24 protein-coding genes are annotated in these 22,090 nt (G+C 64.5%); all 24 read right to left on the reverse strand.

Going from position 1 to position 22,090, the window contains the following annotated elements; translation table 11 throughout:
• Window positions 1–241: 241 nt before the first annotated feature.
• Window positions 242–1,138, reverse strand: a complete 897-nt coding sequence (locus GOALK_RS16175; protein ID WP_006359911.1) for a hypothetical protein — start codon at window positions 1,136–1,138, stop codon at window positions 242–244.
• A 12-nt stretch (window positions 1,139–1,150) separates the two neighbouring features.
• A complete protein-coding gene (locus tag GOALK_RS16180) occupies window positions 1,151–3,154 on the reverse strand; it encodes a hypothetical protein (RefSeq protein WP_157139161.1) in 2,004 nt (667 codons plus the stop codon).
• 137 nt (window positions 3,155–3,291) lie between these two features.
• Window positions 3,292–5,199, reverse strand: a complete 1,908-nt coding sequence (locus GOALK_RS16185) for a hypothetical protein (protein ID WP_006359913.1) — start codon at window positions 5,197–5,199, stop codon at window positions 3,292–3,294.
• Window positions 5,200–5,225: 26 nt separating this feature from the next.
• Complete coding sequence (locus GOALK_RS24655) at window positions 5,226–5,765, reverse strand: NUMOD4 motif-containing HNH endonuclease (protein WP_006359914.1); 540 nt, start codon at window positions 5,763–5,765, stop codon at window positions 5,226–5,228.
• 112 nt (window positions 5,766–5,877) lie between these two features.
• Window positions 5,878–6,582 carry a PE-PPE domain-containing protein gene (locus tag GOALK_RS16195; RefSeq protein WP_006359915.1) on the reverse strand — a complete coding sequence of 235 codons (705 nt, stop codon included), beginning with the start codon at window positions 6,580–6,582 and terminating at the stop codon, window positions 5,878–5,880.
• The gene (locus GOALK_RS16200) at window positions 6,582–6,971 is read right to left on the reverse strand and encodes a hypothetical protein (RefSeq protein WP_006359916.1); all 390 of its coding nucleotides are present in this window, start codon (window positions 6,969–6,971) and stop codon (window positions 6,582–6,584) included. The genes GOALK_RS16195 and GOALK_RS16200 overlap by 1 nt, the downstream gene beginning before the upstream one ends.
• Window positions 6,968–7,357, reverse strand: a complete 390-nt coding sequence (locus GOALK_RS16205; RefSeq protein WP_006359917.1) for a hypothetical protein — start codon at window positions 7,355–7,357, stop codon at window positions 6,968–6,970. Before GOALK_RS16205 ends, GOALK_RS16200 begins: the two co-directional genes overlap by 4 nt.
• Before the next feature lie 15 nt (window positions 7,358–7,372).
• Entirely contained in the window at window positions 7,373–7,612 is a 240-nt protein-coding gene (locus tag GOALK_RS16210; protein ID WP_006359918.1) for a holin, read from the reverse strand.
• 26 nt (window positions 7,613–7,638) lie between these two features.
• On the reverse strand, window positions 7,639–8,739 hold the full coding sequence (locus GOALK_RS23095; RefSeq protein WP_006359919.1) for a peptidoglycan recognition protein family protein: 1,101 nt from the start codon (window positions 8,737–8,739) through the stop codon (window positions 7,639–7,641).
• Window positions 8,740–8,807: 68 nt separating this feature from the next.
• Window positions 8,808–9,176, reverse strand: a complete 369-nt coding sequence (locus tag GOALK_RS16225; RefSeq protein WP_006359920.1) for a hypothetical protein — start codon at window positions 9,174–9,176, stop codon at window positions 8,808–8,810.
• Window positions 9,173–10,945, reverse strand: coding sequence for a Gp37-like protein (locus tag GOALK_RS16230; RefSeq protein ID WP_157139162.1), 1,773 nt, complete (start codon window positions 10,943–10,945; stop codon window positions 9,173–9,175). Before GOALK_RS16230 ends, GOALK_RS16225 begins: the two co-directional genes overlap by 4 nt.
• The gene (locus GOALK_RS16235; RefSeq protein WP_006359922.1) at window positions 10,942–11,853 is read right to left on the reverse strand and encodes a hypothetical protein; all 912 of its coding nucleotides are present in this window, start codon (window positions 11,851–11,853) and stop codon (window positions 10,942–10,944) included. Before GOALK_RS16235 ends, GOALK_RS16230 begins: the two co-directional genes overlap by 4 nt.
• Complete coding sequence (locus GOALK_RS16240; protein ID WP_006359923.1) at window positions 11,853–16,250, reverse strand: aggregation-promoting factor C-terminal-like domain-containing protein; 4,398 nt, start codon at window positions 16,248–16,250, stop codon at window positions 11,853–11,855. Before GOALK_RS16240 ends, GOALK_RS16235 begins: the two co-directional genes overlap by 1 nt.
• A gap of 1 nt (window position 16,251) precedes the next feature.
• Entirely contained in the window at window positions 16,252–16,629 is a 378-nt protein-coding gene (locus GOALK_RS16245; protein WP_006359924.1) for a hypothetical protein, read from the reverse strand.
• Window positions 16,630–16,676: 47 nt separating this feature from the next.
• Window positions 16,677–17,135 carry a hypothetical protein gene (locus tag GOALK_RS16250; protein ID WP_006359925.1) on the reverse strand — a complete coding sequence of 153 codons (459 nt, stop codon included), beginning with the start codon at window positions 17,133–17,135 and terminating at the stop codon, window positions 16,677–16,679.
• A gap of 86 nt (window positions 17,136–17,221) precedes the next feature.
• Complete coding sequence (locus GOALK_RS23100; protein ID WP_006359926.1) at window positions 17,222–18,148, reverse strand: hypothetical protein; 927 nt, start codon at window positions 18,146–18,148, stop codon at window positions 17,222–17,224.
• An 81-nt stretch (window positions 18,149–18,229) separates the two neighbouring features.
• Window positions 18,230–18,511, reverse strand: a complete 282-nt coding sequence (locus GOALK_RS24735; protein WP_157139163.1) for a phage tail termination protein — start codon at window positions 18,509–18,511, stop codon at window positions 18,230–18,232.
• Window positions 18,512–18,687: 176 nt separating this feature from the next.
• Window positions 18,688–19,026 (reverse strand): hypothetical protein, encoded by a 339-nt coding sequence (locus tag GOALK_RS16265; protein ID WP_006359928.1) that lies wholly within the window; start codon window positions 19,024–19,026, stop codon window positions 18,688–18,690.
• A complete protein-coding gene (locus tag GOALK_RS16270) occupies window positions 19,019–19,363 on the reverse strand; it encodes a hypothetical protein (RefSeq protein ID WP_040004277.1) in 345 nt (114 codons plus the stop codon). Before GOALK_RS16270 ends, GOALK_RS16265 begins: the two co-directional genes overlap by 8 nt.
• Entirely contained in the window at window positions 19,360–19,752 is a 393-nt protein-coding gene (locus GOALK_RS16275; protein WP_006359930.1) for a hypothetical protein, read from the reverse strand. The genes GOALK_RS16270 and GOALK_RS16275 overlap by 4 nt, the downstream gene beginning before the upstream one ends.
• Window positions 19,752–20,069 (reverse strand): hypothetical protein, encoded by a 318-nt coding sequence (locus GOALK_RS16280; RefSeq protein WP_006359931.1) that lies wholly within the window; start codon window positions 20,067–20,069, stop codon window positions 19,752–19,754. Before GOALK_RS16280 ends, GOALK_RS16275 begins: the two co-directional genes overlap by 1 nt.
• Window positions 20,069–21,106, reverse strand: a complete 1,038-nt coding sequence (locus GOALK_RS16285; RefSeq protein ID WP_006359932.1) for a major capsid protein — start codon at window positions 21,104–21,106, stop codon at window positions 20,069–20,071. The genes GOALK_RS16280 and GOALK_RS16285 overlap by 1 nt, the downstream gene beginning before the upstream one ends.
• A gap of 14 nt (window positions 21,107–21,120) precedes the next feature.
• The gene (locus GOALK_RS16290; protein WP_006359933.1) at window positions 21,121–21,525 is read right to left on the reverse strand and encodes a head decoration protein; all 405 of its coding nucleotides are present in this window, start codon (window positions 21,523–21,525) and stop codon (window positions 21,121–21,123) included.
• A gap of 3 nt (window positions 21,526–21,528) precedes the next feature.
• Window positions 21,529–22,023, reverse strand: a complete 495-nt coding sequence (locus GOALK_RS16295; protein WP_157139164.1) for a hypothetical protein — start codon at window positions 22,021–22,023, stop codon at window positions 21,529–21,531.
• Window positions 22,024–22,090 lie beyond the last annotated feature (67 nt).

Below are 22,090 nucleotides of genomic sequence, written 5' to 3' on the forward strand. Positions count from 1 at the left end.
AGGTCAGAGGGTATTTCCACCAAATCACTTACGTTTAGACTTACGTCTATCGCAGCGAAACAGCTACGCTCCCGCAGAGCATATGCAGAGGCCCACACACCCCTGAGACGAAGAAACCGCCCCCACTCTCCGACGTGAAGAGTGGGGGCGGGGGGTTCCGACTTTGATGGGACTTTGAGGGACGTGACAGAGTGTCGCCTGCCCCAAAGTCAACCGCCCTCATCGGGGGTTATGAGCGGGGTCAGATGGTGGTTGGGTCGGTGAAGGTGTCGCTCGCGTATCGGCCGCCCGTGCCGAACGCGGCGGCATACTCGGCGGCGTCGATCGCATCCGCCTCGTCATACGCCTGCGCCACCGACAGGCCGAGTTCAGCAGCGGCGACGGTCAGATCGACGAGCTGGCAGGCGTAAACGATCGTCGAGGGCGCGTGGTCCTCGTTGCCGGTCATGACATTGCCCAGTTCGATGAGCCGTGACGACAGCACCGACGCGCCCCACACAGTGTCGTTGCGGCCGGTGATACCGAGTGCCACCCGATACGAGCCCACCCCTGAGGACAGGGCGCCGATGGTGCGGTTGATGTAGTTCGGGCTGGTGGTGCCGGGGTTGGTCGCCACATTGCCCGAGGAGGCGTAGTAGGCCGACAGCCAGCCGGTGTGGACGGTGGAGTGCTCACGACGCAGGCCGGCCACCGGCACAGCGGTGGGGCCAGATCCGATGGTGCGGGCGCGGGTGGCGCGCGCCCACGCCGACAGGTACAGGGCGTGGGTGCTGTTGGCGTTGAGGTACTCCTGTAGTTGAGTGCTCATGTGGGCCAGCACCGACTCCCCGGCGACGGTGCCGGTCTTCTTGGCGATGACGTGCAACCCGCCCTTGGCGGTGCGTTCGACCATGCCGGTAGCGGCCGACACAGTGTTCGCAATCGACAGCGCAGCAGTGCCGTCGGTGGTGGCGAGCAACGACCGCAGCGGGTCGGCCGCCAGGTTCGGCAGCGAGGTAGGCACACCGGCACCCCAGGGGCCGGCGGCGTGGGTGGCGTCGACAAGCACCAGCGATCCCGCGTTGAGGCGCGGATCGGCGTACAGTTTGGGTCCGGTGAACGAGGCATCGGGCGAGCGGAGAACAAGGGTCTGTGCCATGGGTCCGGGTCCTTATCGGTTGTTGGAGCTTCGCAGCCATCCGGCGGCGAGGAAGTAGTCGTAGCTTTCGAGGTCGAACCACATGACGAGGGGTCCACGACCTCGGGCGGTGAGCGGCCGGATGATCGGATACTTGCTGGTGGCGAGCACCTTCGAGCGGGTCGTCCCGCTGCGTCCGGTCCAGTACCGTTCCAGGCGACCACCGGGGTTGAGATTGCGGGCGACATAGACGGTGTCGTCGGTGGCGGGTGAGTCGAAGGCCATGCCGCACAGATAGTTCGCCTCGGCGGTGTAGCCGAAGCGTGGTCCGGCCGCCACCACCGCAGTGCTGGTACCGGCCTGCACATCGAAGACGCGGTAGGTGGCGTTGTCGGGTTGCCCGGTCGGCCATTCGGCGTAGGCGATACGCGGCTTGTACGGGCCATCGGAGACGTAGAACAGGCGTCGATCGACGGCTGAGTCGTGGGCGAGTGCGGGCGTGACGGCGGGACTGGTCTGGTTGCCGTTGAGTTCGAGGTCTTCGGTAGCAGTGAGCACATTCAGGGTGATCGTCCCGAACGGGTTGGTGACCGCTCCGGTGACGACGTCGATTTCGAGGTACCAGACGTGATTGTCGGGCTGGGCGGGATTGTGGTACATCGCCGCCCGAATCTTCTGGTTACCCGAGGCGACACGTGCGTCGGCGAAGCTGCCGTAGAACTGCCCGCCCGACGACTTCGCGAAGAACAGGGTCGACAGGGGTGTGACGGCCCGGGTGGCCTGGTTGACCGAGAACCGGGCGAACCGCCAGTTGCTACCCGGTGACCGCACCGGCACCCAGAACAGCATGTCTGTGTCGGTAGACCCCGACGTGATGGGGATGGGTGAGCCGTAGGAGACGGTGTCACCGACGTCGATGGTGGTGACCGGCGAGTCCTGAAACGACGCCACATCCCCTGGTGCGGCAACCGCGACCCGCAGCAGGTTGTCCCCGGCGTGGTGTTGCCACACCATGACGCCGCAGCGGGTGTCGTCGGCCATCCAGTGACCGGGCGCGCAGTGATCGTCGATCGCGAACGCGACGGTGTCGCCGACGATCACATCAGCGGTGACGCCCATGCCGGGCCGCCACTCTCCGGCATGAATCGTGCCGTCGGTGGAGCCGTACAACGTCCATACCAGCCGACCGCCCACCCACGTGTAGGCGTCCTTGATCCACCACTCGTGGATGAGATTGCGGGCCTGCATCTGTGACAGGTCCATGCGGGCTTTGATGGCGTCGGCGGTGCGCTGCGGTGGGGTGCCGTCGCCCATGACGCCGAGATAGGATTTGCGGCCCTGCCCGTCGACGTGGGTGAACGATTCGAGTCCGTTGGTGACTGTCGTTTCGACACCGACGTCGGCGATCGCTTCGGTGATCGCCCCGGATTCGAGCACCGCCTGCCCGACGGCGGTCTTGGTGCGGGTGGGCATGGTGCCGTCGAGGCGCACGCCGAGCCATGAGGTGCGACCCTGTGCGTCGAGGTGGGTGAGGGCTTCGCCGGTCGCGCCGGTTTCGACGCCGATCTCGTTGACGACGGATTCGACGGCACCGGCGTCGAGTCCGCCGGCGGCGATCGTCCACGCCGCCTCTTCGGTGGTGTCGAACGAGGCTCGTGAGGTGCCCGCGGTGGTGCGGGTGCCGGTCTTGCCGTTGGGCAGCAGCACCGGGACGCCCGCCGCGTAGGCGGTAGTGGCCTTCCATACCGGGGCATATGTGCTGTCGAGAACCGTTCTGGCCGCCGAGTCGGGGTCGGAGAGGATGCCTTCCACGAGGGGTTCTGTGACTTCGGTGTTGACGTTCGCTGCCATCCACGCTGTCACCGCCTGCGACAGTGTGGTCACCGGAGCATTCCCGGGCAGATTGTGAACGATCAGATCCTTGAGGTTCGCCGACGTCGTCACATCGAACGGCATCGGCTTGTTCGCGATGCCGTACACCTCCCACGGCCCCTCCGGCAACACCACCGACCCCTGCACATTCGTCGACGCCGACACCCTCCGCACCGAATCCCGCGGATTCACAATCTCCCCCGACGGAGTCGTGAACGAACCACGAGGAACGAACCGCAACATCGGTTTCTGACCGGCGGGACCCTCCACCGTAAACGTGATCGTAGGCATCAAAGCTCCTTCTAGACGGTGATGTCGCGGGCGACGAAGTTGTCGAGTTCGCCGGAGGGGTAGAACGCGGCGCCGTTGACGACGACAGCGACGCGGCGGCGGCCGATCCCGTCCGGGACGATCCCGGTGGTGTCGGCCCAGTCGGCGATGGGTTCTGTGGTGTTGGGGTCGCCGTAGAACACTTCGTAGATGTAGTGGGTGTCATCTTCGGATCGCCTGGGCCGCAGCGTGTATCGGCCCGATCCTGGTGCGGGGACGGTGGATCGGGTGGTGCGCGAACTGTACGACCCGGTCTGGACGTAGACGCCGTTCTCGTTGGCGGTCAGCCAGATCCCCGCGCTGAGGCTGGATGTACATCGACCACCAGCCCCCGCGACCTGATATTCGTCGACGTCTCCGTCGAGCCACAGATCGAATCCGACCTCGAAGTAGTCGGAGTTCAACGACTGCACCCGCATCGCGGCGCCGGAGTTGGTGGATAGGCCGCTAGTGGTGTGCTTGACTCGGCCGTTTTCGATCTTGATGTTGCCGAACGTCTTGTACTCGGGGCCGAAGCTCGACCGGTTGAAGTCGTCGACGATGACGACGGGGATGCTGGTCTGTCCGACGTCGAGGCCGAGACCGACGAACGGGGTGGGGCCGCCGTACATGGCGTCACGCTGCGCGGTCGTCAGGCCCGCCGGGACGGGGGTGGTGGACGGGTTGCGGCCCGATCCGGGCGAGTACGGGCGCATCCCGGTGATTGGTGTGGCGTAGGGGAAGTTGACGCCCGCGATGTGTACGGTGCCGGTGCCGGTCATGCGGAACTGGATGTCGATCACGTCGTCGATGTCGGAGATGATGGACGCCCCGTCCATGAGGTGTTGCATCCACGCGATCGACGTGACGAGCTCGCCGGCGAGGTCCGGTGACGAGTAGATGACCGGCCCGACAGACCCGTCGGGTTCCTGCCGGAACACGTCGACGTGGAAGGTACTGACGGTGCCGGACTTGTACGCCATCCAGCTCAACACTTTCCGCTCGGTGGCACTGTCGATAATGACCGACGCCCACGGCGCGTACGACGCCGTCGCATTCACGACAGGCGGATTGGTGGACAGCGTCGTCGTATGCACGTGGTTCGGTGCAGAGGCGTTCAGCGTCGACCCGCTGTGGCGGTGGTTGTCCGGCCCGCCCGCGTAACCGGTGTTGCCTGTGATGTCGACCGTGTGCGAGCCACCACCGATGGAGATGGTCGCCATGCTGAGGTTCATCTCCGAGAACGGGAACGACACACACGCTGTCCGGTCCGGGCCGGTCTCGTGCAGCGGCCGGCCGCTGCGAACTGAGATGACCTGCTGGAAGTAGGTGACTTGAGTACCGACGGATACAACAGTTTCCGCAGCATCCACCGCGGTCTCGTTGGTGTCCTTCAACCACCCAGCCAACGCATTCTCAACAGCGTCACCCACGATAGGGATGCCACCGATCAACTGCGCCAGAATGCGCAGCGGCAGACGGATCAACGCCGGGATCAGGTTGTCCTGGATCTCCTCCAGCGTGTCGTAGTCGTCCGGGTCGCCATCCACAATCCACGCCAACAGATACGAGAGCGGCGTGAAGATCAACGCCTGCAACACCGGCCGCAACCCGAAGAACCCATTCACCCGCGCCCGCAGATCCTCCGGACCCTGAATGTCGGCAGGGTCAGCGGTCGCCACATCCTCGGTGAACGCGGCGAACTGATTGACCACAGTCCCCAGCGGGCCGTTCACATTCGCAGGGTTGCCGGCCAAGCCGTCGTCGACCTGACCGGGGAACCTACCCGCGGCGAGATCACGGAACTTCGCCGCAGACGGATTCTGCAGGGTCTCACCAAGCTGCCCGGGTGTGACCACACCCTGAGGTAGATCCTCCGGATTCGTCTCATGGAACGGCAAATTTGGGAGCGTAATGACCCATCACCTCACTTCAGACCGGCCGCGTAACGCTCGCGACAGTTGTCCTTGTTGCATTGGCGGCAGTACCGGCTACGGCGTCCTGGCCGGTCAGGTCGGACGGTGTAGAGCGTGTTTGTCTCGTCGTACGGGTGGCCCTTGGGGCAGCGAGTCTTTGAGGTCTCGTGGTTGGTGCCATGGCGCACGGAGTCCAAGCGATTCTCGGAGGCCGTGTCGTACCGCAGGTTGGTGAGACGGTTATCGGTCGCGTCGCCATTGTTGTGACAGGTGTGGAAGCCTGCGGGTAGAGGTCCCACGAATGCCAGCATCACCAATCGGTGAATGAGCATCACACTCATCTGGTTGTCGCGGCTCATCGTGACTCTGAGGTACCCGGTGCTCTTATGGAGCGATCCCTTCAACACTCGCCCAGGAACCCTACGGAGAATGCCCGGATACCGTCCCTGGACGAACCTTTCGAGGCTCTTCACACGACCCTGGTCACTGACCTCGTAGAGACCTTCCCAGCCGGGAATTGCGCGCCATTCTTCGACAGGGGTAGCGTTCACCGCTAGCCCTCCTCTGCTGTAATCAGATGGATGGGTCAGGAGGCGCAGAGTGTTGGTAGCACCTGCGCCTCCGCTTCAATTGTACTGTGCCGCAGCGATTTATTTGGCAGGGTCATGCCGCCCTCTCGATCATGCGGGCCAGGCGAGTCGCGTGGCCGTGGCGGGCGTAGTCGGTGGTGTGCTGTGTGCCCCACACGTAGTCGCGCGCGGCGATCAACGATGCGATGAAGTCTGGCCGCCGCCACCACTCCGACGGGCCATCCGTTACCGCGTCGGCGATGCTGTCGAGCCACCGCAGGGCTGACGCCTGATCGCGCACCGACATGAACTCGGCGACATCCCACGCTGACCGCAACGGTGCGTCCTTGTGGATGTCGGCGATCGGATCACCCGGCGCCCACACCGACAACAACTTCCGCGGCAGAGTGAGCCGGTCGGCGATCCCGCCACGAGCCCCGCGATGCAGCGGCTCGTGGGGGTTGCCCATCGCTGCCACCGCCCGTACGTCGAGCTCGGGACGCTTCGGCAGGATCTCGCGTGCGAACTTGTACGCGACCATCGCGCCCTGGCTGTAGCCGCCGACGATCGCCGGATACCGCGACGCGTGGACAGCAGCGGCCATTGTGCGCGCGCCGGCCTCGATCGACTCAGCCGCCGACATGTGGTGTGCGCCGGTCGCCGGACCGAACATGCCGGGGTAGCTGACGTAGGTGAACTTCACCGACGGATTTAGGCTCCGGCGCAACGCCTCCGACGCCGGAGACCCACCCCTGCCAGCCCACGTACCGTCACACCACAGCAGCTCGATCACGGGCATCAGTCGTTCATCCCCTCGACCTCGGCCGGCGGGTCGATCTCGTTGTCGACGAGCTTCCGTCGAGCCCGCGCGACGTAGGTGCGCAGCGCGAGCACCACATGATCGAGACGCCCGATGGTGCGATCACGCTGGCGTAGGCGCTCCTTCAGCTCTGCCAGCTCGGCTTCGTAGTCGGCGATGATCCGCGAGTGCTTCGCCCGCGCCTGGTCGTTGTCGCGGTCGCGGGCCTCCCTTTCCTTCGCGAGGTCGGCCTCAAGCTCATCAATCCGGGCGTGCAGCTTGGCGATGTCGTCGAGCTTCACCTTCGAGCGCGTCGCCAGCACACCAGTCACGAGCGCACCGATGGCAGCGAGGAGACCTCCGAAAGAGGCGATCAGTTCAGGGCTCACCGACAGTTCCTTTCCGCGTCACCACGGGCGATCGCAATATGCAAGATCGCCATGAAGCCCGCGAACGTCCCGTGGACTACAGGAACCGGCGGCTCAGTCAGAACAGCGGAGAAGAGGATGCATCCGGCGTAGAACGCCAGGAACCCCGACGTAGCGATGTGGGCGAAGATGAACCCGCGCCTGCGCACGACGGCAAGGAGTAGCGCCAGTCCGGTGAGGAGGAATCCGAAGAACCACATGGGGCCAATGGATTCCACCCAGACGACAGCTGAGACTTGGCCGGGCTGCAATGGTCGGCGCACCAACTCCTCGGGGGAGATGTAGAGCACGCCGACCGCCACCTGCATGCAGCCGGTGACCGCGGCCATCAGCCGCGCGCCGAGCATCAGTCGAGAGGCTTCTCAGGCGTCGAGAGGCTTCTCAGGCGTCGAGACTGCTGACGCAGTGCCGGGCGTGCCGAAGTTTGCCGACGCGATCGACGTCAGCACCGAGACGAGAGTTGCGGTCCCGACGATGGCGCCGGTGGCAGCCCAATCGACCGACACCACAGTGACGTCGGCGACGAACACACCGAGGGCGGACTGTGCGGCGGTCTTCACCGCGCGCTCGGCGGCATCCTTGAGGAACTGGGGGCTGAACATGACGAATCTCCTTCTGTGAGTGCGGCTCAGGCCGCGATGAGGTCGACTGCTTCGACGGCCAGCGGGACGCCGGCCGCGTTGACGAGCGTGAGATCCTTCGCGGCTGCGCCGATCTTCTTCACCGCGCCTGACGGGTCCCACTCGAGGACGCCGTGCTCGAAGGTCTGGTACTTGCCGCCGGTGCCGTTCGGGATCTCGTCGGACGTCGGCCAGCCGAGAGGGCCTTTCTCGTAGCCCTCGAGCGCCCACCGCTGGCCGATGACACCTTTGACGACGTGGTGATCTTGGCCATCCTTGCGATACAGCACGCCGCCCTGGAACGACTGGACCGCACCGTCGGCGAGCTTTGTGAAGTCTCGGACCGGGAAGCCGAGTTCACCGGTCTCCCACTTCCGGTCTGCGTACGCCTCGAACAGGCCGCCGTGCGGGATCGCATGGGCGCCGGTCGCCGGGTGGAAGTAGATGTGCGCGTTGTCGTACTCGACGAACCGGCCCTTGCCGTCACGGCCGACCGGGCGCTCACCCGCGGCGCCGGCCTTCGCCTTGCGCACGCCGACCCACGGATTCTCCTTGGCCTCGAGCTCGATCATGTTGATGATCACGAGCGGCTTATCCGGCGCCTGCAGGAGGCGCTGACGGAACAGCTTCATGTCGAGATTGCCCGGGTCCCACTTGCCCTGGATCGCGCCGTACTCCTTGTGCGCGACGACCTTGTTCCACGGGTTGCCGAGGCGCTTGTTGATCGCGCGCACCACCTTCAGATAGGCGCCGTACTGGGCGTCCGACCATGCCGCGGTGCCGTTGTGGGCGGCCTCGATGCCGATGGTGACGGCGTTGCCGTTGTTGGCGGGGATGCCCGGCCATGATCCGGTGCCGGCGTGCCAGGCCACTCCGACGCCGCACAGCGTGACGACGCCGTTCGCCGCGAGGTGCAGCTGTGACGCGAGGCCGAGCGAGGAGTGCTGCGCGATGCCCTGCGGTGTCTCGCCGAACGAGCCGGTGTGGTGCATGAATGGACCCCAGATGGTGCCGAAGTCGCCGTGGCCGCGCTCGAACGCGCCGGGGTAGATGTCGCAGCGCAGACCTTCGGCGCGTAGTACGTCGGGGAGCCAAACGGGATCAGCCATGGTTATGCCTCCTTAGGCATGGTGAGATCCCCACACCCAACGGGTGCAGGGTCGATATGAGTTGGGGGTTAGGCGCCGGGTGTGGTGATGACGCCGCGCGCGTCCTTCGGGATACGCTTCGGCCGCTTCGGCGCCACCCTCACCCGCCGAGTCTCCTGAACACCATGATGATTCGGCTCCACCGGCACCGGCTGAGCCTCCTCACGGATACGTTCCTTCGCCCACCCAGGCACGGACGCCAGCCGGGATTGCACCTCATCGGAGTCGGGTTCGGTCTGCACCACCCCGAACGCATCCAGCACTTCGGCGACCGGACGGAGGATCGGCACCGACGACGTCCCCCCGGTGGCGCCGAACGCCAGGAACAGGGCGGCGGCGAGACGGTCGACCCGCTCGTTCCGCGCCACCTCTTCAGGAGTCAAGTCTTCGGTGGTCACAAGATTCCCATCTCTTGGAAGGAGCTCATTGCGGTGCTGATGAGGGCGACCATCTTGTCGAGTGCGTCTTGCTGGGTGCGGGTGTCACCGAACTTCGCCGCCCACACCTGCGGTTTGCCTGTCGCCAACGGCAACGACAGCTCGCGGCATCGAGCCACAAACACTTTGGAGCCCAGGTACTTCGAGGTCGCCCCGACACGGTCACCCAAACCCCAGTGGCCTTCGCCGTTGTCGCCGATCAGGTACGGCATCGCGTTCACCACTTCGAACGAGAACGCATCATCGGGGTCGGTTTCGCGGCGCCGTTTCCGTAGGTCCATGATCGCGGCCGGCGTGTACGCCTGAGTCACACCCGTCGCCGCGGTCTCGAGGCGATGCCCCCACCCCTGCCGAGCCACCCGTCCCAACAGCGGAACCGACATGTGCGCCAGGATCGAGTCTTTCAGGATGGGCATGAGGAACGCGTTCAGGATGTTGCCGAGCGACCCGACGCCGTAGCCGTTGATGACGAGGTTGTCTCCCAGGACGTCGCCGGCGTAGCCGACGACCGCCTCCAGCAGTTCGTTCACTCCGGGCATCGACTGACCGCCAGCCGTGATACGACCAGGCCCACCGGGTGCTTGGGTGAGTTTGAAGTTCTCCACGCCCTTCACCCGCCCATGCAGGTACACCACATGCGGCCGTTCGGGTTGGGTGCCGAGAATCCCCGGCAGCCGGTACCCTTCGACGTCCACCGGGTCGCCGGTGAGAAGGTCGTAGGTGTCTTCCACATAATTGGAGGTGACGTTGGCGATGGTCCGCGCGAAACCGGTGGCGAGGTTGCCGCCCAACGACGTACCGGTCCGGAAACCGGATTTGTCGACGATGTCGACGAACAGGGTGCCGTTACGCCAGTTCGTACCCGCCCCCGGGAACGGTTCAGGGTCGCCGGTCTTGAAACGCCGCGGCTTGATCATCATCTCGGCGTCTTCGAGGATCGGTTCCATGATGTCGAGCCACGACTGTTTGATCGTGCCCGGAATGATCGTCGTCGGGGCGGTGGTCTCCCCCAACAGTTTCGGCATCGGCACGATCTGCGCGTCCGCCCACAAGCCCTCCGGCCACGTTGATGGGTCGGTGAGCTCGAAATCCATGTTGAAGTTGGTGGCCTGGTTCCGCAGCACGTTCATGCCCAACGTGAGCAACCCACCCACGTCGACGGGGATGAACAGGAACTGCACCTTCGGCTGCTGAATCAAACTGACGGGCAGGAACGGGTTCGCCGCCATATGCACATACTTGAGCTCGGCGATGTCGTCCATGAATTGGAGGGTGACCTTGTCGCCCTTCACCGATTCCTCGAGGATGCACTGCTTCTCCGGGTCGCCGAACCCGCCAACCCGGATGCCGTCCTTCTCCACGATCACGTGAATGTTGGAGGTGTCGCGGGCGTCCTCGTCGATCGCCCAGTGCGCGAGGTAGGTGCGGCGGCGGGGTTCCATCTCCCGCGCCCACAAACAGAAGTCGTCCAGGTCGTCGCCAGTGAACGGTGCGACCGGGCTGTTCTCGATCGGCAAATCCACCGTGATGGTGCCGATCTTGTTCATCTTCGGATTGAGGGAGCCGTCGAGCCGGTTGACCGCTTCACCGCGGTACACCCAGTCCCCGTCATACAGTTCGACCCGCGCCGGCATCGCGGTGCGTTCGATACGCGTGTACCGGATGTCCCGCGCCCACTGGCAGAACTCGTCAATGTCGTCGCCCTCGTAGGGGAGGATCACCCCGGTCACTTCTCGAGCCCCGACTCAGCCGACCAGAACCGCCGCAGGATCAGTTTCGCTTGGGCACCGGCAGGTCCGTCGATGATGACGGGCAACATGATCGGATTCTCGGCGGTACCGGTGTGGGGTGGGATGGGGTAGAGCAGCCGCACACCACCCATCTGGCCGGACGCGTTGGACAGGTCGGATGCCACGTAGGGGTCCATGGACCGTTCCGCCATGATCGACCAGAACACACTGATGGGCTCAGTGACGATCATCCGGTCATCATGCACACCCGGCACCCACTTAGCGTCAATGGTTTGCTCCTGCCCAAACCCGAAGTCCGGCAACGAAAACTCCGCCGTACCATTCGGTTTCAAACCCCACTCAGGCCACGCATGCTGATCCGTCGGATTCCAACACGGCACCCACAACGTGTGCTCACCATTCGACGGGTTGGTGGCCTTCACCTCCAACTGCTGCGACTCGTACCGCGGCTCCAACGCCACCACCGACACGACAGCCTTCGCGTACCCCTGGACATTCCAATCCATCTCCGGGGAAAACAGGATCTCCTTCTCCAACAGGAGAGTCAGCCACCGCGGACCCGAATAGTCGGAGGTATACCGCCACGTCACCGGCAGCAACTCCGACACCGGAGAACCCCACATGAGGCGGAACCGCGACACCGTGTCCTCCACCCCCGCACCCATATCGTGCAGGTGGATGGTGAACGTCATCCGCCGAACCGGCACCTCCTCACCAGCGACATAGCCGCCCACCTGGAACGACCCCGACACCACCAACGTGGTGAACTCCGTCGAGAACACACCCTTCGGTGACCGATCCAGTTCAGCCCCTTCATCCCCGAACGAATAGCCGTCGGAGATCTTGAAGTAGCCCGCTTCGCTCTCGAGCTCGATCGTCGCCTGCATCAGAACCCAGCCATCTGGGCTGCAGCACGGCGGTCTTGTTCTCGCATACCTGCCTCAATCGCGTCCATCGGGGATGCCTGAACAGTCCAGTTGTTGTTCACCACACGCCCGTTGGCTGCCTTGTTGGTGCGGCGCCCGACCGAGGGCATCGGCCGGCGGGCGTTGATCGTTTCCAGAAGCGGCATGTTCGCCCGGGCGGCGTGACGGTTGACCACGTACTCGCCACCCTCGAGCCATGCGGGGACGTCACCAGCACCAGCGACCTGACCGCCCGTGTGGTACCAGTGCGGCGACTGCGCATTCCAGAACGCCCACGCCTCCGACGGAGACCCATACCGCTCGAGGATGTACCGGCCACCAGGACCGGCCTGCTCCTTCGCCGTCGGCCCGTACCCGAACTGGGCGCGCGTCGTGTCGAGGAACTGGAACAACCCCTGTGCGGTGGATGCCGGGTTGGCTGCGGACTCGTCCCACGACGACTCACCGTTGATGAGCCGGAGTGTGTCGAGCCACTGCTCGCCTTGCTGCCATCCGGGATGGTTGCCCCACTCGGCAAACACCGTTTCCTTCGCGCCGGGTGAACCTGGCGCGATACCGCCTTCGGGGGTGTCCATGATGACAGCCGGGGCGGGTGGCGCCGCAGGTGCGGCCGGGGCCGGCATGTACTCCGGTGTGCTGCTCTGCGGAGCGGGAGTCGTTGCCTGCGGCGTCGTCTGAGGTGTGGTGGTCTGGGGTTTCTGCAGCTCCTGCTGCTTCTTCCGCGCCTCCTCCTGCTGCTTCAGCAACTCCTGCCCTGCAGTGAGGAAACCGGGCGAGTCGTTGATACCCAGCACGCCGAGAAGTGACCTCGTCTGCCCACCGATGAAGCTGGAGGCGCCGAGCTCGGCCCACCCGGAGAACGATGTCGGGTACGACTTCGTCTCCGCCTGTGTCGTCGATGTCGTCGAGGTGCCCGACGGTTCGGGGGCGTACTTCGGTGCGTCGCTGCGGCCATCCTCGGTGTTGAACGAGGGCACCGCGTCTGGGTTCTGTTGCCCCAGCGGGTTCGCCTCGTACGGGTTCGGCCGCGGCGCCACCCCGACCGGTCCACTGAACCGCGAGTGCACATGATCTTGGTGGCCGCTCCAATCGTCGGCGTAGTAACCGGTGTTGGACTCGTCGCTGCGTCCGGCCCATCCGATCGTCTGACCGGTTCCCGGGTTTTGCCAGATGATCTGCTCGAGCTGCGGCGTCGACGGAGCGATGCTGAACAGGTACTCAGCGAATCGTTGCATTGCGTCGACCGCGCCGCCCCAGTCGATGCCGCGGTTGAGCCCTTGTGGGTTCGGGGCGAAACCAGCCTCCGCCCGATCATCCGACTGATGGCCTGCATAAGTGGAGGGATCGACCGCGTATTTGCCGCCAAGGTCATTCACCCACTGCGGGAACGGTTCCGCCTCAGATGTCAGCCCGTAGGTCCCGACAAGGCTGCCGTCGGCGAAACGGCCGGCATTGACCTGGTCCATGAACCCGACGCCGTACTTGCCGACCGACTTGGCGTTGACGACGTACTCGCCGTTCGACAGCATCGCCGGGATAAGGTCGTCACGCGGCCCACCCGGACCCGATATTGCACCACCGGCAGCTTTCAGGAGCGGCAGGTCGGGGGTGTCGAGGCTGACACTCTTGCCACCCATCCACGACGGCGACTTGATCGTGAAGCTGAAGTTGTTCCAGGCGCTGATAATCCAGTTCAGGACGCCCTTGAACGAGTCCTTGATGCCGTCCCACATGCCGGCGGCAGCATTGCGGATACGGCCGGGTAGATCCTGCACGAACCTGACGAGCTCACCGAACTTGCCGATCACCTCGTCCGACTTCCCGGACAGGGTGTTCGACACTGTCGTCCAGATGTCCGACCACAAGTCGACGAACCACTGCCCCACCGACGCGACACCCTGGATAGCGCCGGTCAGCAAGTTCAAGGCGCCCATCATCATCGGCAGCGCCCACTGGGCGGCACGGTTCAACAGATCGATGAACACGATGAACGGCGGCAACAGGATTTCGAGGGACTGCATCAGGAACGGCAGCAACGACACCGCCATCTCCGCGAGCTGAGGCAGCAGCGGGGTGAGGGTGACCATCAACCGCACCACGGAGTTGACGAGGTTCAGCATGTGCGGCATCAAGGTCTGCACAGCCTCAACCAGCGCCTGCGACAGGATCGTGCCTACCTGGGCGAGCGCCGGCCCGAGCACCTGCATCAGCGGAGCCAACTGCTCTGCCCACTGCGCGACGAACGGCTGCATCGCCTGGAACGCAGCACCCAACGCGGACGCCAACGGGGTGATGATCTGCGCCAACAGCTGCCCGAGGACCGGGAGGATTGGGGAGATCGCCAGCAGCAGGTCACCTGCAGCGGCGACGATCGCCGACAGCGGCGGCCCCAGCTGAGCCAACGCCTCCCCGAGGGGTGCGAGTAGCGGGGTGAGGGCCTGCCCGAGGGTGACGAGGAGCTGCGACAGCGGCGGCAACACCGGCAGCAGCGCCTGACCGAGCCCTGAGATCAGATCGGCCAGCACCGGCAGGACCGGACCCAAACCGACGGCGATAGCGTTGATGAACTCACCCAGGGTAGGCATGATGCTCGCCAGCGACTGCGCCAGGATGTTACCCAGCTGCCCGAGGAACGGACCTGTCGTCGCGACGAGCTGTCCGATCGACTCAAACAGGATTCCCATCCCCGGGCCGGCGGCGGCACCCATCTGAATGAATCCCTCAGTGATGCCGGCGATCATGGGTGCCAGGCCGGACATCATCGACCCGATCGAGGTGATGAATTGCTGCATCACGCCGCTCTCGGAGAGTCGGGCGAACACATCCGACAGCGAGGTGAGGGTGTCCTTGAAGGTGGTGTTGATGTAGCCGGCGATCTGCACCATCCCCGACTGGAAGCCGGCCATGTTCTTGTTAGCGAACTCAGTGACCGAATCGCCCAGGCCGTCGAACATGGCCTGCTGGGTGGCTTTGCGCAGTTCAGTCCATGCGGGTCCGAGGGCACGCATCTGCAGCACGAAGTCTTGGGCGGCGGGCGCGAGTTTCGCCATCGCCTGCGCGAACTTGTCCACCCCACCCGCTGCGCTGGAAGTGGCGTCACGCTGCGCCTCCGCCAACTGGCGGGTCGCCTGCGTCAGCTGATTTTGCGCGTCGACCACAGCCCGGTTGGCTTGGTCGCTGCGCGTCTTAGCTTGCTGCACAATGTCGGAGCCACCGATGCCGGCGTTGTTGGCTCGGGTGGTGTCGGCGCGCTGATCGGCGGTCTTGGACTTCGCCTCACGCAAACGCTGCAACGCATCACGCACATCCACATCAGCTTCAGCCCGATCAACCGTCGTTGACCGCGGATCAGAGTTGACCTCGATCCGCCGGCCGCGGGCCTTCGCCAACGCAATCTCCGCGCGTTCCTGCGCGATCTCCGCAGACACCAACTCGTCGTTCATGTCCCGCAGATACCGGGACGCCTCCTCGTAGGAGTCGTTCAAATCCCGTTGCGCGTCAACAGCGGAACGCTGCGCATCCGCCACACCCTGCTGCGCGTTCTCCACACTCAACAACGCGTCAGCGACAGCGGACTGCTTGTCAACCAGATCCTCAGCTGCAGCACCCGCGTTCGCCGTCTGCTCCGACAGCGCCGAGAACGCGTCACCGATACCGACACCGCCGACGATGCCGACCGCGCCCATCGCACCCAACGCGGCGGCGGCACCACCAGCAGCTCCAGCAACACCCACCAGCGCCGGCACCAACGAGGCGATACCCGCCGCCAACGCTGTGAACTTGACCTTCTGCATCGTGGTCAGTGATCGGGTCGCGGACTGCGCCCCACCATTCACACGATCGAGGCCGCTGGTGTTGACGTTGATGTTGATGCGCCGATCCAGACCCGCCAACAGCTGCTGCAACAGGATGATGTTCTGGATACCGCGGACATCGATGTCGATGATGGTGCGCACATCACCCGCCGCTTGCAGTCGTGTGACCGCGGTAGCGAGATCACGCAACGCCCGTGCCGTCGTCTCCAACTCGGCCGTCGACAGATTGCTCGAGAAGGTGGCCCGGGTGACAGCGTTGACGTCGCCGATCGCCCGGATACGCCCCATCTGCTGCGCCAAATCCCGCAACGACCGTGCCGTAGCTTCGATCTGGGCGGGCGATGCACCAGACAGGTCGACCCGGACATCCACCGACTCGTCCCGCAACGCCCGCAACTGGGTACGAAGCCGTGTCAGATCAGCGCCGACATCGATGTCGTACTCGACCTGCATCCGCTCAAGGGTGCGGCGAATCTCATTCGCCAACCCCGACATGTCCGCGGAGATGTCGATCTTCGCTGAACCGGCACTGTAAACGGCCAAGTCAGATCTCCTCTCCAAGCCCACGGGCAGCACGCATCAGCAGGTGATCAAACGCGATCTCGTCCTGCACTCGTTCGATCGCCGGGATCGGCACATACGGTTGAGCTCCGCTGTCGACGCGGCACACGTTCGCCGCGATCTGCTCCATCAGCGCGATCATTCGGGCGTAGTCGTAACGGTGAGCATCAAACTCACGGAACGACGGCGCCTCCGCCGGATCAGGAGGCGAATAGTCCCCTGCCCTCGCCCGAGCAACTTCCTCATCCTCGTGAAACGCAGCGGGATAACGCGATCCAGTGGGAAGCCCATCAACAAGCTCGATCAAATCGCGCCAGTCCCGTTCATGGCAGAACCAGTCGTTGAGGTCCAGCCCATACACCTCTTGCAGGTCACATCGGATGTGTGCCCCGTAGCCTCCGATGAGGTCTACGAGGCGTGCGTACCCCCCGGCACATCCGCTGCTCCCTGGCCGCGGAAGTAGTTGATCAGGGTGTAGCAGAGGCCGACGAACATCTCTTCGGCGTCGGCGCCGGTCGCTTCGGCATACCGCTCGAAACCGTTGATGACACGGTTGAGTGCGACAGCGCCGCCGAGTATTTCGAGGAGGGACGGGAAGTCGCCGGCCGCGGAGGCGCGTTGGAATGCGATCTTCCCCCGAAGGTCGGTGGGCGCCCGGAACACGACGTCGTCGTCGATGCCGTCCGCGAACGTGTCGGAGGCGATGACGTACGGCTCGAGTTCGACGCGGTTCTTGCCGAGCTTCAGCGAGCGGGCGCGTTCCCGGAATCCCTCGAACTGTTCGACGTTGCGCTCGACAGCCTTGGGTGCAACCTTCTTCGCCGCCGCCTTGCGGGGCGTCGACTTGCGTGCGGTGGGTGCAGACATAGATCAGTCTCCTTGGGTGAGTTGGGTGATGAGTTGGGTGAAGTCCCCCGACGCCGCGTCACCCAGGCACGGCGCCGGGGAACAACTCAGACCTCGACCGGGGTGACGGCGAACGTGCCGCCAGTCAGACCCGAACCGGAACCCGCGATCGGAGCCCCATCCGGAGTCGTGACAGTCCAGTTCGGGGCGGTACCGGTGACAGTCCAATCCGCGGCATCGAAACCGTCGTCCAGGGCGACCAGAGCCGACTTCACCGCAGACGCAGCAGCGTTGTAGGCGATGCCCGCAGTGGTGTTGCCCTTGTACGAAAGGGTGAACGTGCCAGCCGAAGCAGCACCCACACCCACCACGTAGTCACCCGACGCGTAGCCGAGTTCCACACGCAGCGGATCGAACCCGGGACCATCGATCCCGAACTCGTACAGATCCTCACCGTCCTGGAACAGGCCCAGTTCGATGTCGGGCATCGACTCAGCGTCCTGGGCGAGGGAAATCTTGCCGCCCGACTCCGGTGCTAGCTTCTTGAACCACCACCACTGCCAGATCGGCTCGAGGGTTTCGTCGTTCACGTCCTCACCGAGGACGAAGAACGTCCAGTACCGGATCGGGGTGAGAGCGGTCTTCTTCGCCCGGAACCCGCCCGTGCTGGTGGCCTGGAACGCGCCGGCCTGCAGGTTGGTCTGCAGTTCCTGCACGATCCGACGGGCCTCCTGCGGGCCGATCTCGAGCTTGCCGCCCTCCGACTGGATCAGACGCCGCGACGGAGACGCATTGCCGTACGTCTCGATGTCGCTGATGTCGATGTCCGGGGTGAACGACGCACCGGTCTTCTTCTTGATCCCGCCGAGCGTCTTGAACCCGGCGAGCGAACCCTCAACGAGACCGTCCTCGTCGAACAGCGGGTCAGGGGCGGTGTTGCCCTTCACCCACGGCTTCGCCATCACCAAAAGCTTCTGAGCGACGACGATTCCGAGCTCGTTCGCCTCCCGATACAACTCAACCTGTGAGGCCATCAGACCTTCTCCTTCCGCCCGAAGTTGGGCATGACAAATGCCGCGAACTCGGGCGTGAGTACGCGGTAGTGAAAACTGTTGTTAGGGTGTGCGTTTCTTGGTTGCCAGCTGGAATGTGGCCTGGAACATACGATGGTCAGGGTTGAGGAACACCAACTGCTGCTGGGTTTCCTCGATCCCGAACGACCTGACGTTGGAGCGGACGCCGCCTGGGCGTTCCACGATGCCGCCGTCCCCGTACTTGCGGGTGAGTTCGTCCTCCAGGAACTGCATCACCTTCACCGAGACGTCGTACCGTTCCGCGGTGACCTCGAACTGGACTGGCGTGTACCGGAACACATCGTCCATCACCGTTCCCGGCATGATGTGCACCACCACAACGACTTTCCCAGCTCTGATCAGATGGTCCGCGTTATCAGGTCGACGTGTGCCGGCCTCCCCGCCAGGGGTGCACCGATCCAACTCGATCTGCACCATGTCAGCGGCGAGATCACCGATGTCGTCGAACGCCGGCCGATACTCGGACGGAAACTCGAACATCACGTGAACCTCGCCAACATGCGCAACACCTGATCCAAATCGTGCGCACCATCAACCGGAGTGCCGTTGCGGGCGTAGCCGAACTCGTGAGGCAGATCCTGCACCACATGCTCACCCACATGCACCGACCCCACCCACCGATCCCGGTTGGGACCACCAATACGGGTGCGGACCTGAACATCCCGCGCCAACTCGCCGGTCTGCTTCGCCACCAACGCCTGATACAACAAGGCTGCAGTGTTCGCCCTCGACTCGACCAGACGCCGCATCTCCGCAGAGACCAGCACCTCACCAAGCCCGCGGAAACCGTGCGCGCGACCCACCTTCACATCACGCACCAGCCACCTCCCGAAGACGAACCAGCTTGCGGCCGAAATCGTGACCAGTCTGCGGCTGCAGCTGATCCCACATCGGCCGCCCCTGAACACGGAAGGTCGCAACCTCCCCCGTCCTGACGTCGACGAACCGCACCTTGTCCGACGGTTGGACGTCGTCATCGCGCGGCACATACGTGTCGACATCGGTGATCTGCACGTCCTGGAAGTTGGTGTTCGAGTACGAGGCGTTCCAGTCGAACCACCAGTCATCGAACGACGCTTCCTCCGCCGGACCCACAGGGTCCCCGTGGCGGTCCTTGCCGGCTTCCCGAACACGAACCACGGTGGTGCCAGTCATCCCGGCACACCCCACGGAGACACCTGCATCGACCCAATCCGACGTCGCTTCCGCACAGGGTCACGCACGAGCCGAAGATCTTCCTCGGTGAACGTGATCCGCCCGGACGCAACCTCTTTGGACCACGAACGGCTGTCGGTCATGGGCCCCATCACCTGCGACCTCTGCGTGGAACCGTCCGGGTTGCGGTACAGCTCCAACACCTTGTCGCAAACCAGCACCTTGGCGCGGTGAGCACGCTCCGCTGACAGCTCGGAACTGGCCAACGCTGGCACCAGACCCACGAGGAACGACTCCACATCCTCGATACGAGTGGTCACCCATTCCGATCGCTCGTGTGGGATGGTCCCCTCGTATCGTGCTGCGACGTCGTCGTACTCGGCGAACATCAGACCGGCACACCCGCTGCTTTGCAGGCATCGATGATGTCGTCACGCTTCCAAGCCGACTCCACCGCCACGTTGTGCTTGTCGGCCCAGTCAGCCCACACCTTGCGGGACGCACCAGGACCGCCCTGCGGCGGAGGCTCCTCCGAAGAATCGGACTTGTCGGTGTGCACGCTGGCCGAACCTTCGACCGGCACATCCCACACGTCCGGGTTGGTGATCTTGGTCCGCGCCCACGAAGGGACGGAATCACCAGGCCCGAACGAATGCAGGTTGCCCTTCTCGTCGAACAGCGAGACGTAGGTGACCAGCGAGGACATCAGGCCACGTCCAGCACCGACAGCAGGCCGGCGTTCGACAGGATCGGCATGCCGACCGCGTCAACGAACGTGAACTCGCGGTAGGGCGGGCCGACCTTCTCGACGACACCGACGATGCCGGGTCCGTCGCGGAACGACAGCTCCGACTGGCCGGAGGTGACGAGCTCGAGAGCGGTCGCCGACATGCCGTACGCCATGAACCCGAGCTCCCCGATGTTCTCCGGGAGGAGGATCGCCTTGTCGGCCGCGATGACGCGGGTGACAGTGCCCTCCACGTTCAGGGTCGAGTCGTACGCCTCGAACGTGGGAAGGTCCTCCGAGGAGAGCAGGTTGTTGAGCTCGGCCAGGGTGACCGAGGTGCGTCCCTGCGTCGACCCGTACACGGCGTCGATGACTTCCTTGTTCTTGCGGAGGAGGCTGAGCGTCGACCGCGACACGAGGCCACGGGTGGCCTTGCCGTTGCCGTTGGCGATGCGGACCTGCTGCTGGGTTTCCAGATCGGTCAGCGGAACCGCGGTCGTGGTGTTGGACCACAGAGCACCAGCCGGAGCGGTGATCTGGTTGGCCGGCACACCGTAGTCGGCCTCACTGTTGAGCCCACCCTCGTTGATGGTGAGCTTGCCGTCGGTGAGGGTGTCACCCCAGGCGAGCTCCACACGGTTGTGCATGGTGCCCACGAGCCGTTCGGCGTCGTTGTAGGCGGCTTGCGCCTGCACGGCCTTGTTGGTGCCGCCCAGGCGGGCGACTTCCTGAGCGATGCGCTCGTACTCGCCCTTGTTCAGCGAGTCCGAGAACGGCGCCAGCTCGACGTACTTGCCGCTGCCGGCGTCGCGCTTCGACACGTGGATGGTGCCGTCGAACGACCGGTACTGCGCGGTGCGGTTCGTCTTGGTTAGCTCCGCCCAGTCGATGCGGTTGGAGTCGAACGTGCGGACCGGGAACAGCTGCGAGAGCGCGTTGCTCGCCGGAACCGGAACGGTGCGCACGAACGTGGTGAGCGTGTCCGGGGAGATCGGACCATCGAAAACGATTGCCATGATTCAGTCCTCTCTCACAGCCACACAATGAGGGGCAGATCGGCCTTGCCGTTGGCGTCGACCGTTGCCGGAAGGTTGGCCGTGTTGACGGCACCGTGGATGAAGCGGGCGCCGCCCACCTTGGTCAACGCACTGCCGGTCGAGGTGTCGATAGCCCGGACCGACGAGAACAGCAGCCCCACGCAGGTCTCACGACCATCCGAGGCGGCGTTGTCGTACGGCCCGAACAGGCCGGTCGCGGTGACCTTGCCCAGTGCGGTACCCGACTTGATGAACCCGTTCGGGTAGTGCGTGTTCTGGGTGAACTTCGAAATGTCCAGCGTCACCGAGGGAGTCACGTCTGTGCCGTGGGTTCCCACGAGCCACGAACGATCCTCCACCTGATAGCTGCTGGAGCGAACGGAGATGTCAGTCGACATCAGTTACTCCTTGTCTGTGATGTAGCCGCGGCGACGTGCCTCAGCTAGTCCTTCTTCTTTCGCCGAAGGTGCCGGCGGTCGTGTGCCTGATTGCCCCCACTGCCGGGGCGGCTGCTGCTTGCCTGATCCGCCGAACAGGCCGGTCAGGTGCCCTACCACTGCTTCCTCGTCGAACTCGCCGTCCTTGATGAACTTGGCGGCGTCCGTGATCGCCAGGAACGATTCGAGTTGATCGCCGTCGATGAACCGGCCAGCGGTGGAACGCAACACTTTTGGCGCCCACTTCGACGTCGCCTCTTCGGCAGCTGCAGCCGCAGCGGCAGCCTTGGCGTCCTCGATCACCTTCTCGCTGTCCGAGAGCCCCGATTGGCGGAGTTGTTCCGCGTCCTCGATTGCCTGCCTCGCCTGTTCGGGGGTGATCCCAGCGAACTTCTTGAGGGTGTCAGCCTTCTTGCGGTCGTGGAACTTGAAGTACGCGAGCTGCTGCTCGGTCGTCATCTCCGCGATCGGCGTATCCTCCGGGAACCCCTTGTCGGCGGCCGGCGGATCGTTCGGGGGGTTGTTA

Source organism: Gordonia alkanivorans NBRC 16433, from assembly GCF_000225505.1.
GTDB lineage: Bacteria > Actinomycetota > Actinomycetes > Mycobacteriales > Mycobacteriaceae > Gordonia > Gordonia alkanivorans.

Coding starts and splice junctions, on each gene's coding strand:
- GOALK_RS16175 (WP_006359911.1), bottom strand. CDS start 1,138: ATGGCACAGACCCTTGTTCTCCGCTCGCCCGATGCCTCGTTCACCGGA.
- GOALK_RS16195 (WP_006359915.1), bottom strand. CDS start 6,582: ATGCCCGTGATCGAGCTGCTGTGGTGTGACGGTACGTGGGCTGGCAGG.
- GOALK_RS16205 (WP_006359917.1), bottom strand. CDS start 7,357: ATGCTCGGCGCGCGGCTGATGGCCGCGGTCACCGGCTGCATGCAGGTG.
- GOALK_RS16210 (WP_006359918.1), bottom strand. CDS start 7,612: ATGTTCAGCCCCCAGTTCCTCAAGGATGCCGCCGAGCGCGCGGTGAAG.
- GOALK_RS23095 (WP_006359919.1), bottom strand. CDS start 8,739: ATGGCTGATCCCGTTTGGCTCCCCGACGTACTACGCGCCGAAGGTCTG.
- GOALK_RS16235 (WP_006359922.1), bottom strand. CDS start 11,853: ATGCAGGCGACGATCGAGCTCGAGAGCGAAGCGGGCTACTTCAAGATC.
- GOALK_RS16250 (WP_006359925.1), bottom strand. CDS start 17,135: ATGTCTGCACCCACCGCACGCAAGTCGACGCCCCGCAAGGCGGCGGCG.
- GOALK_RS23100 (WP_006359926.1), bottom strand. CDS start 18,148: ATGGCCTCACAGGTTGAGTTGTATCGGGAGGCGAACGAGCTCGGAATC.
- GOALK_RS24735 (WP_157139163.1), bottom strand. CDS start 18,511: ATGCCGGGAACGGTGATGGACGATGTGTTCCGGTACACGCCAGTCCAG.
- GOALK_RS16270 (WP_040004277.1), bottom strand. CDS start 19,363: ATGACTGGCACCACCGTGGTTCGTGTTCGGGAAGCCGGCAAGGACCGC.
- GOALK_RS16275 (WP_006359930.1), bottom strand. CDS start 19,752: ATGTTCGCCGAGTACGACGACGTCGCAGCACGATACGAGGGGACCATC.
- GOALK_RS16280 (WP_006359931.1), bottom strand. CDS start 20,069: ATGTCCTCGCTGGTCACCTACGTCTCGCTGTTCGACGAGAAGGGCAAC.
- GOALK_RS16285 (WP_006359932.1), bottom strand. CDS start 21,106: ATGGCAATCGTTTTCGATGGTCCGATCTCCCCGGACACGCTCACCACG.
- GOALK_RS16290 (WP_006359933.1), bottom strand. CDS start 21,525: ATGTCGACTGACATCTCCGTTCGCTCCAGCAGCTATCAGGTGGAGGAT.
- GOALK_RS16295 (WP_157139164.1), bottom strand. CDS start 22,023: ATGACGACCGAGCAGCAGCTCGCGTACTTCAAGTTCCACGACCGCAAG.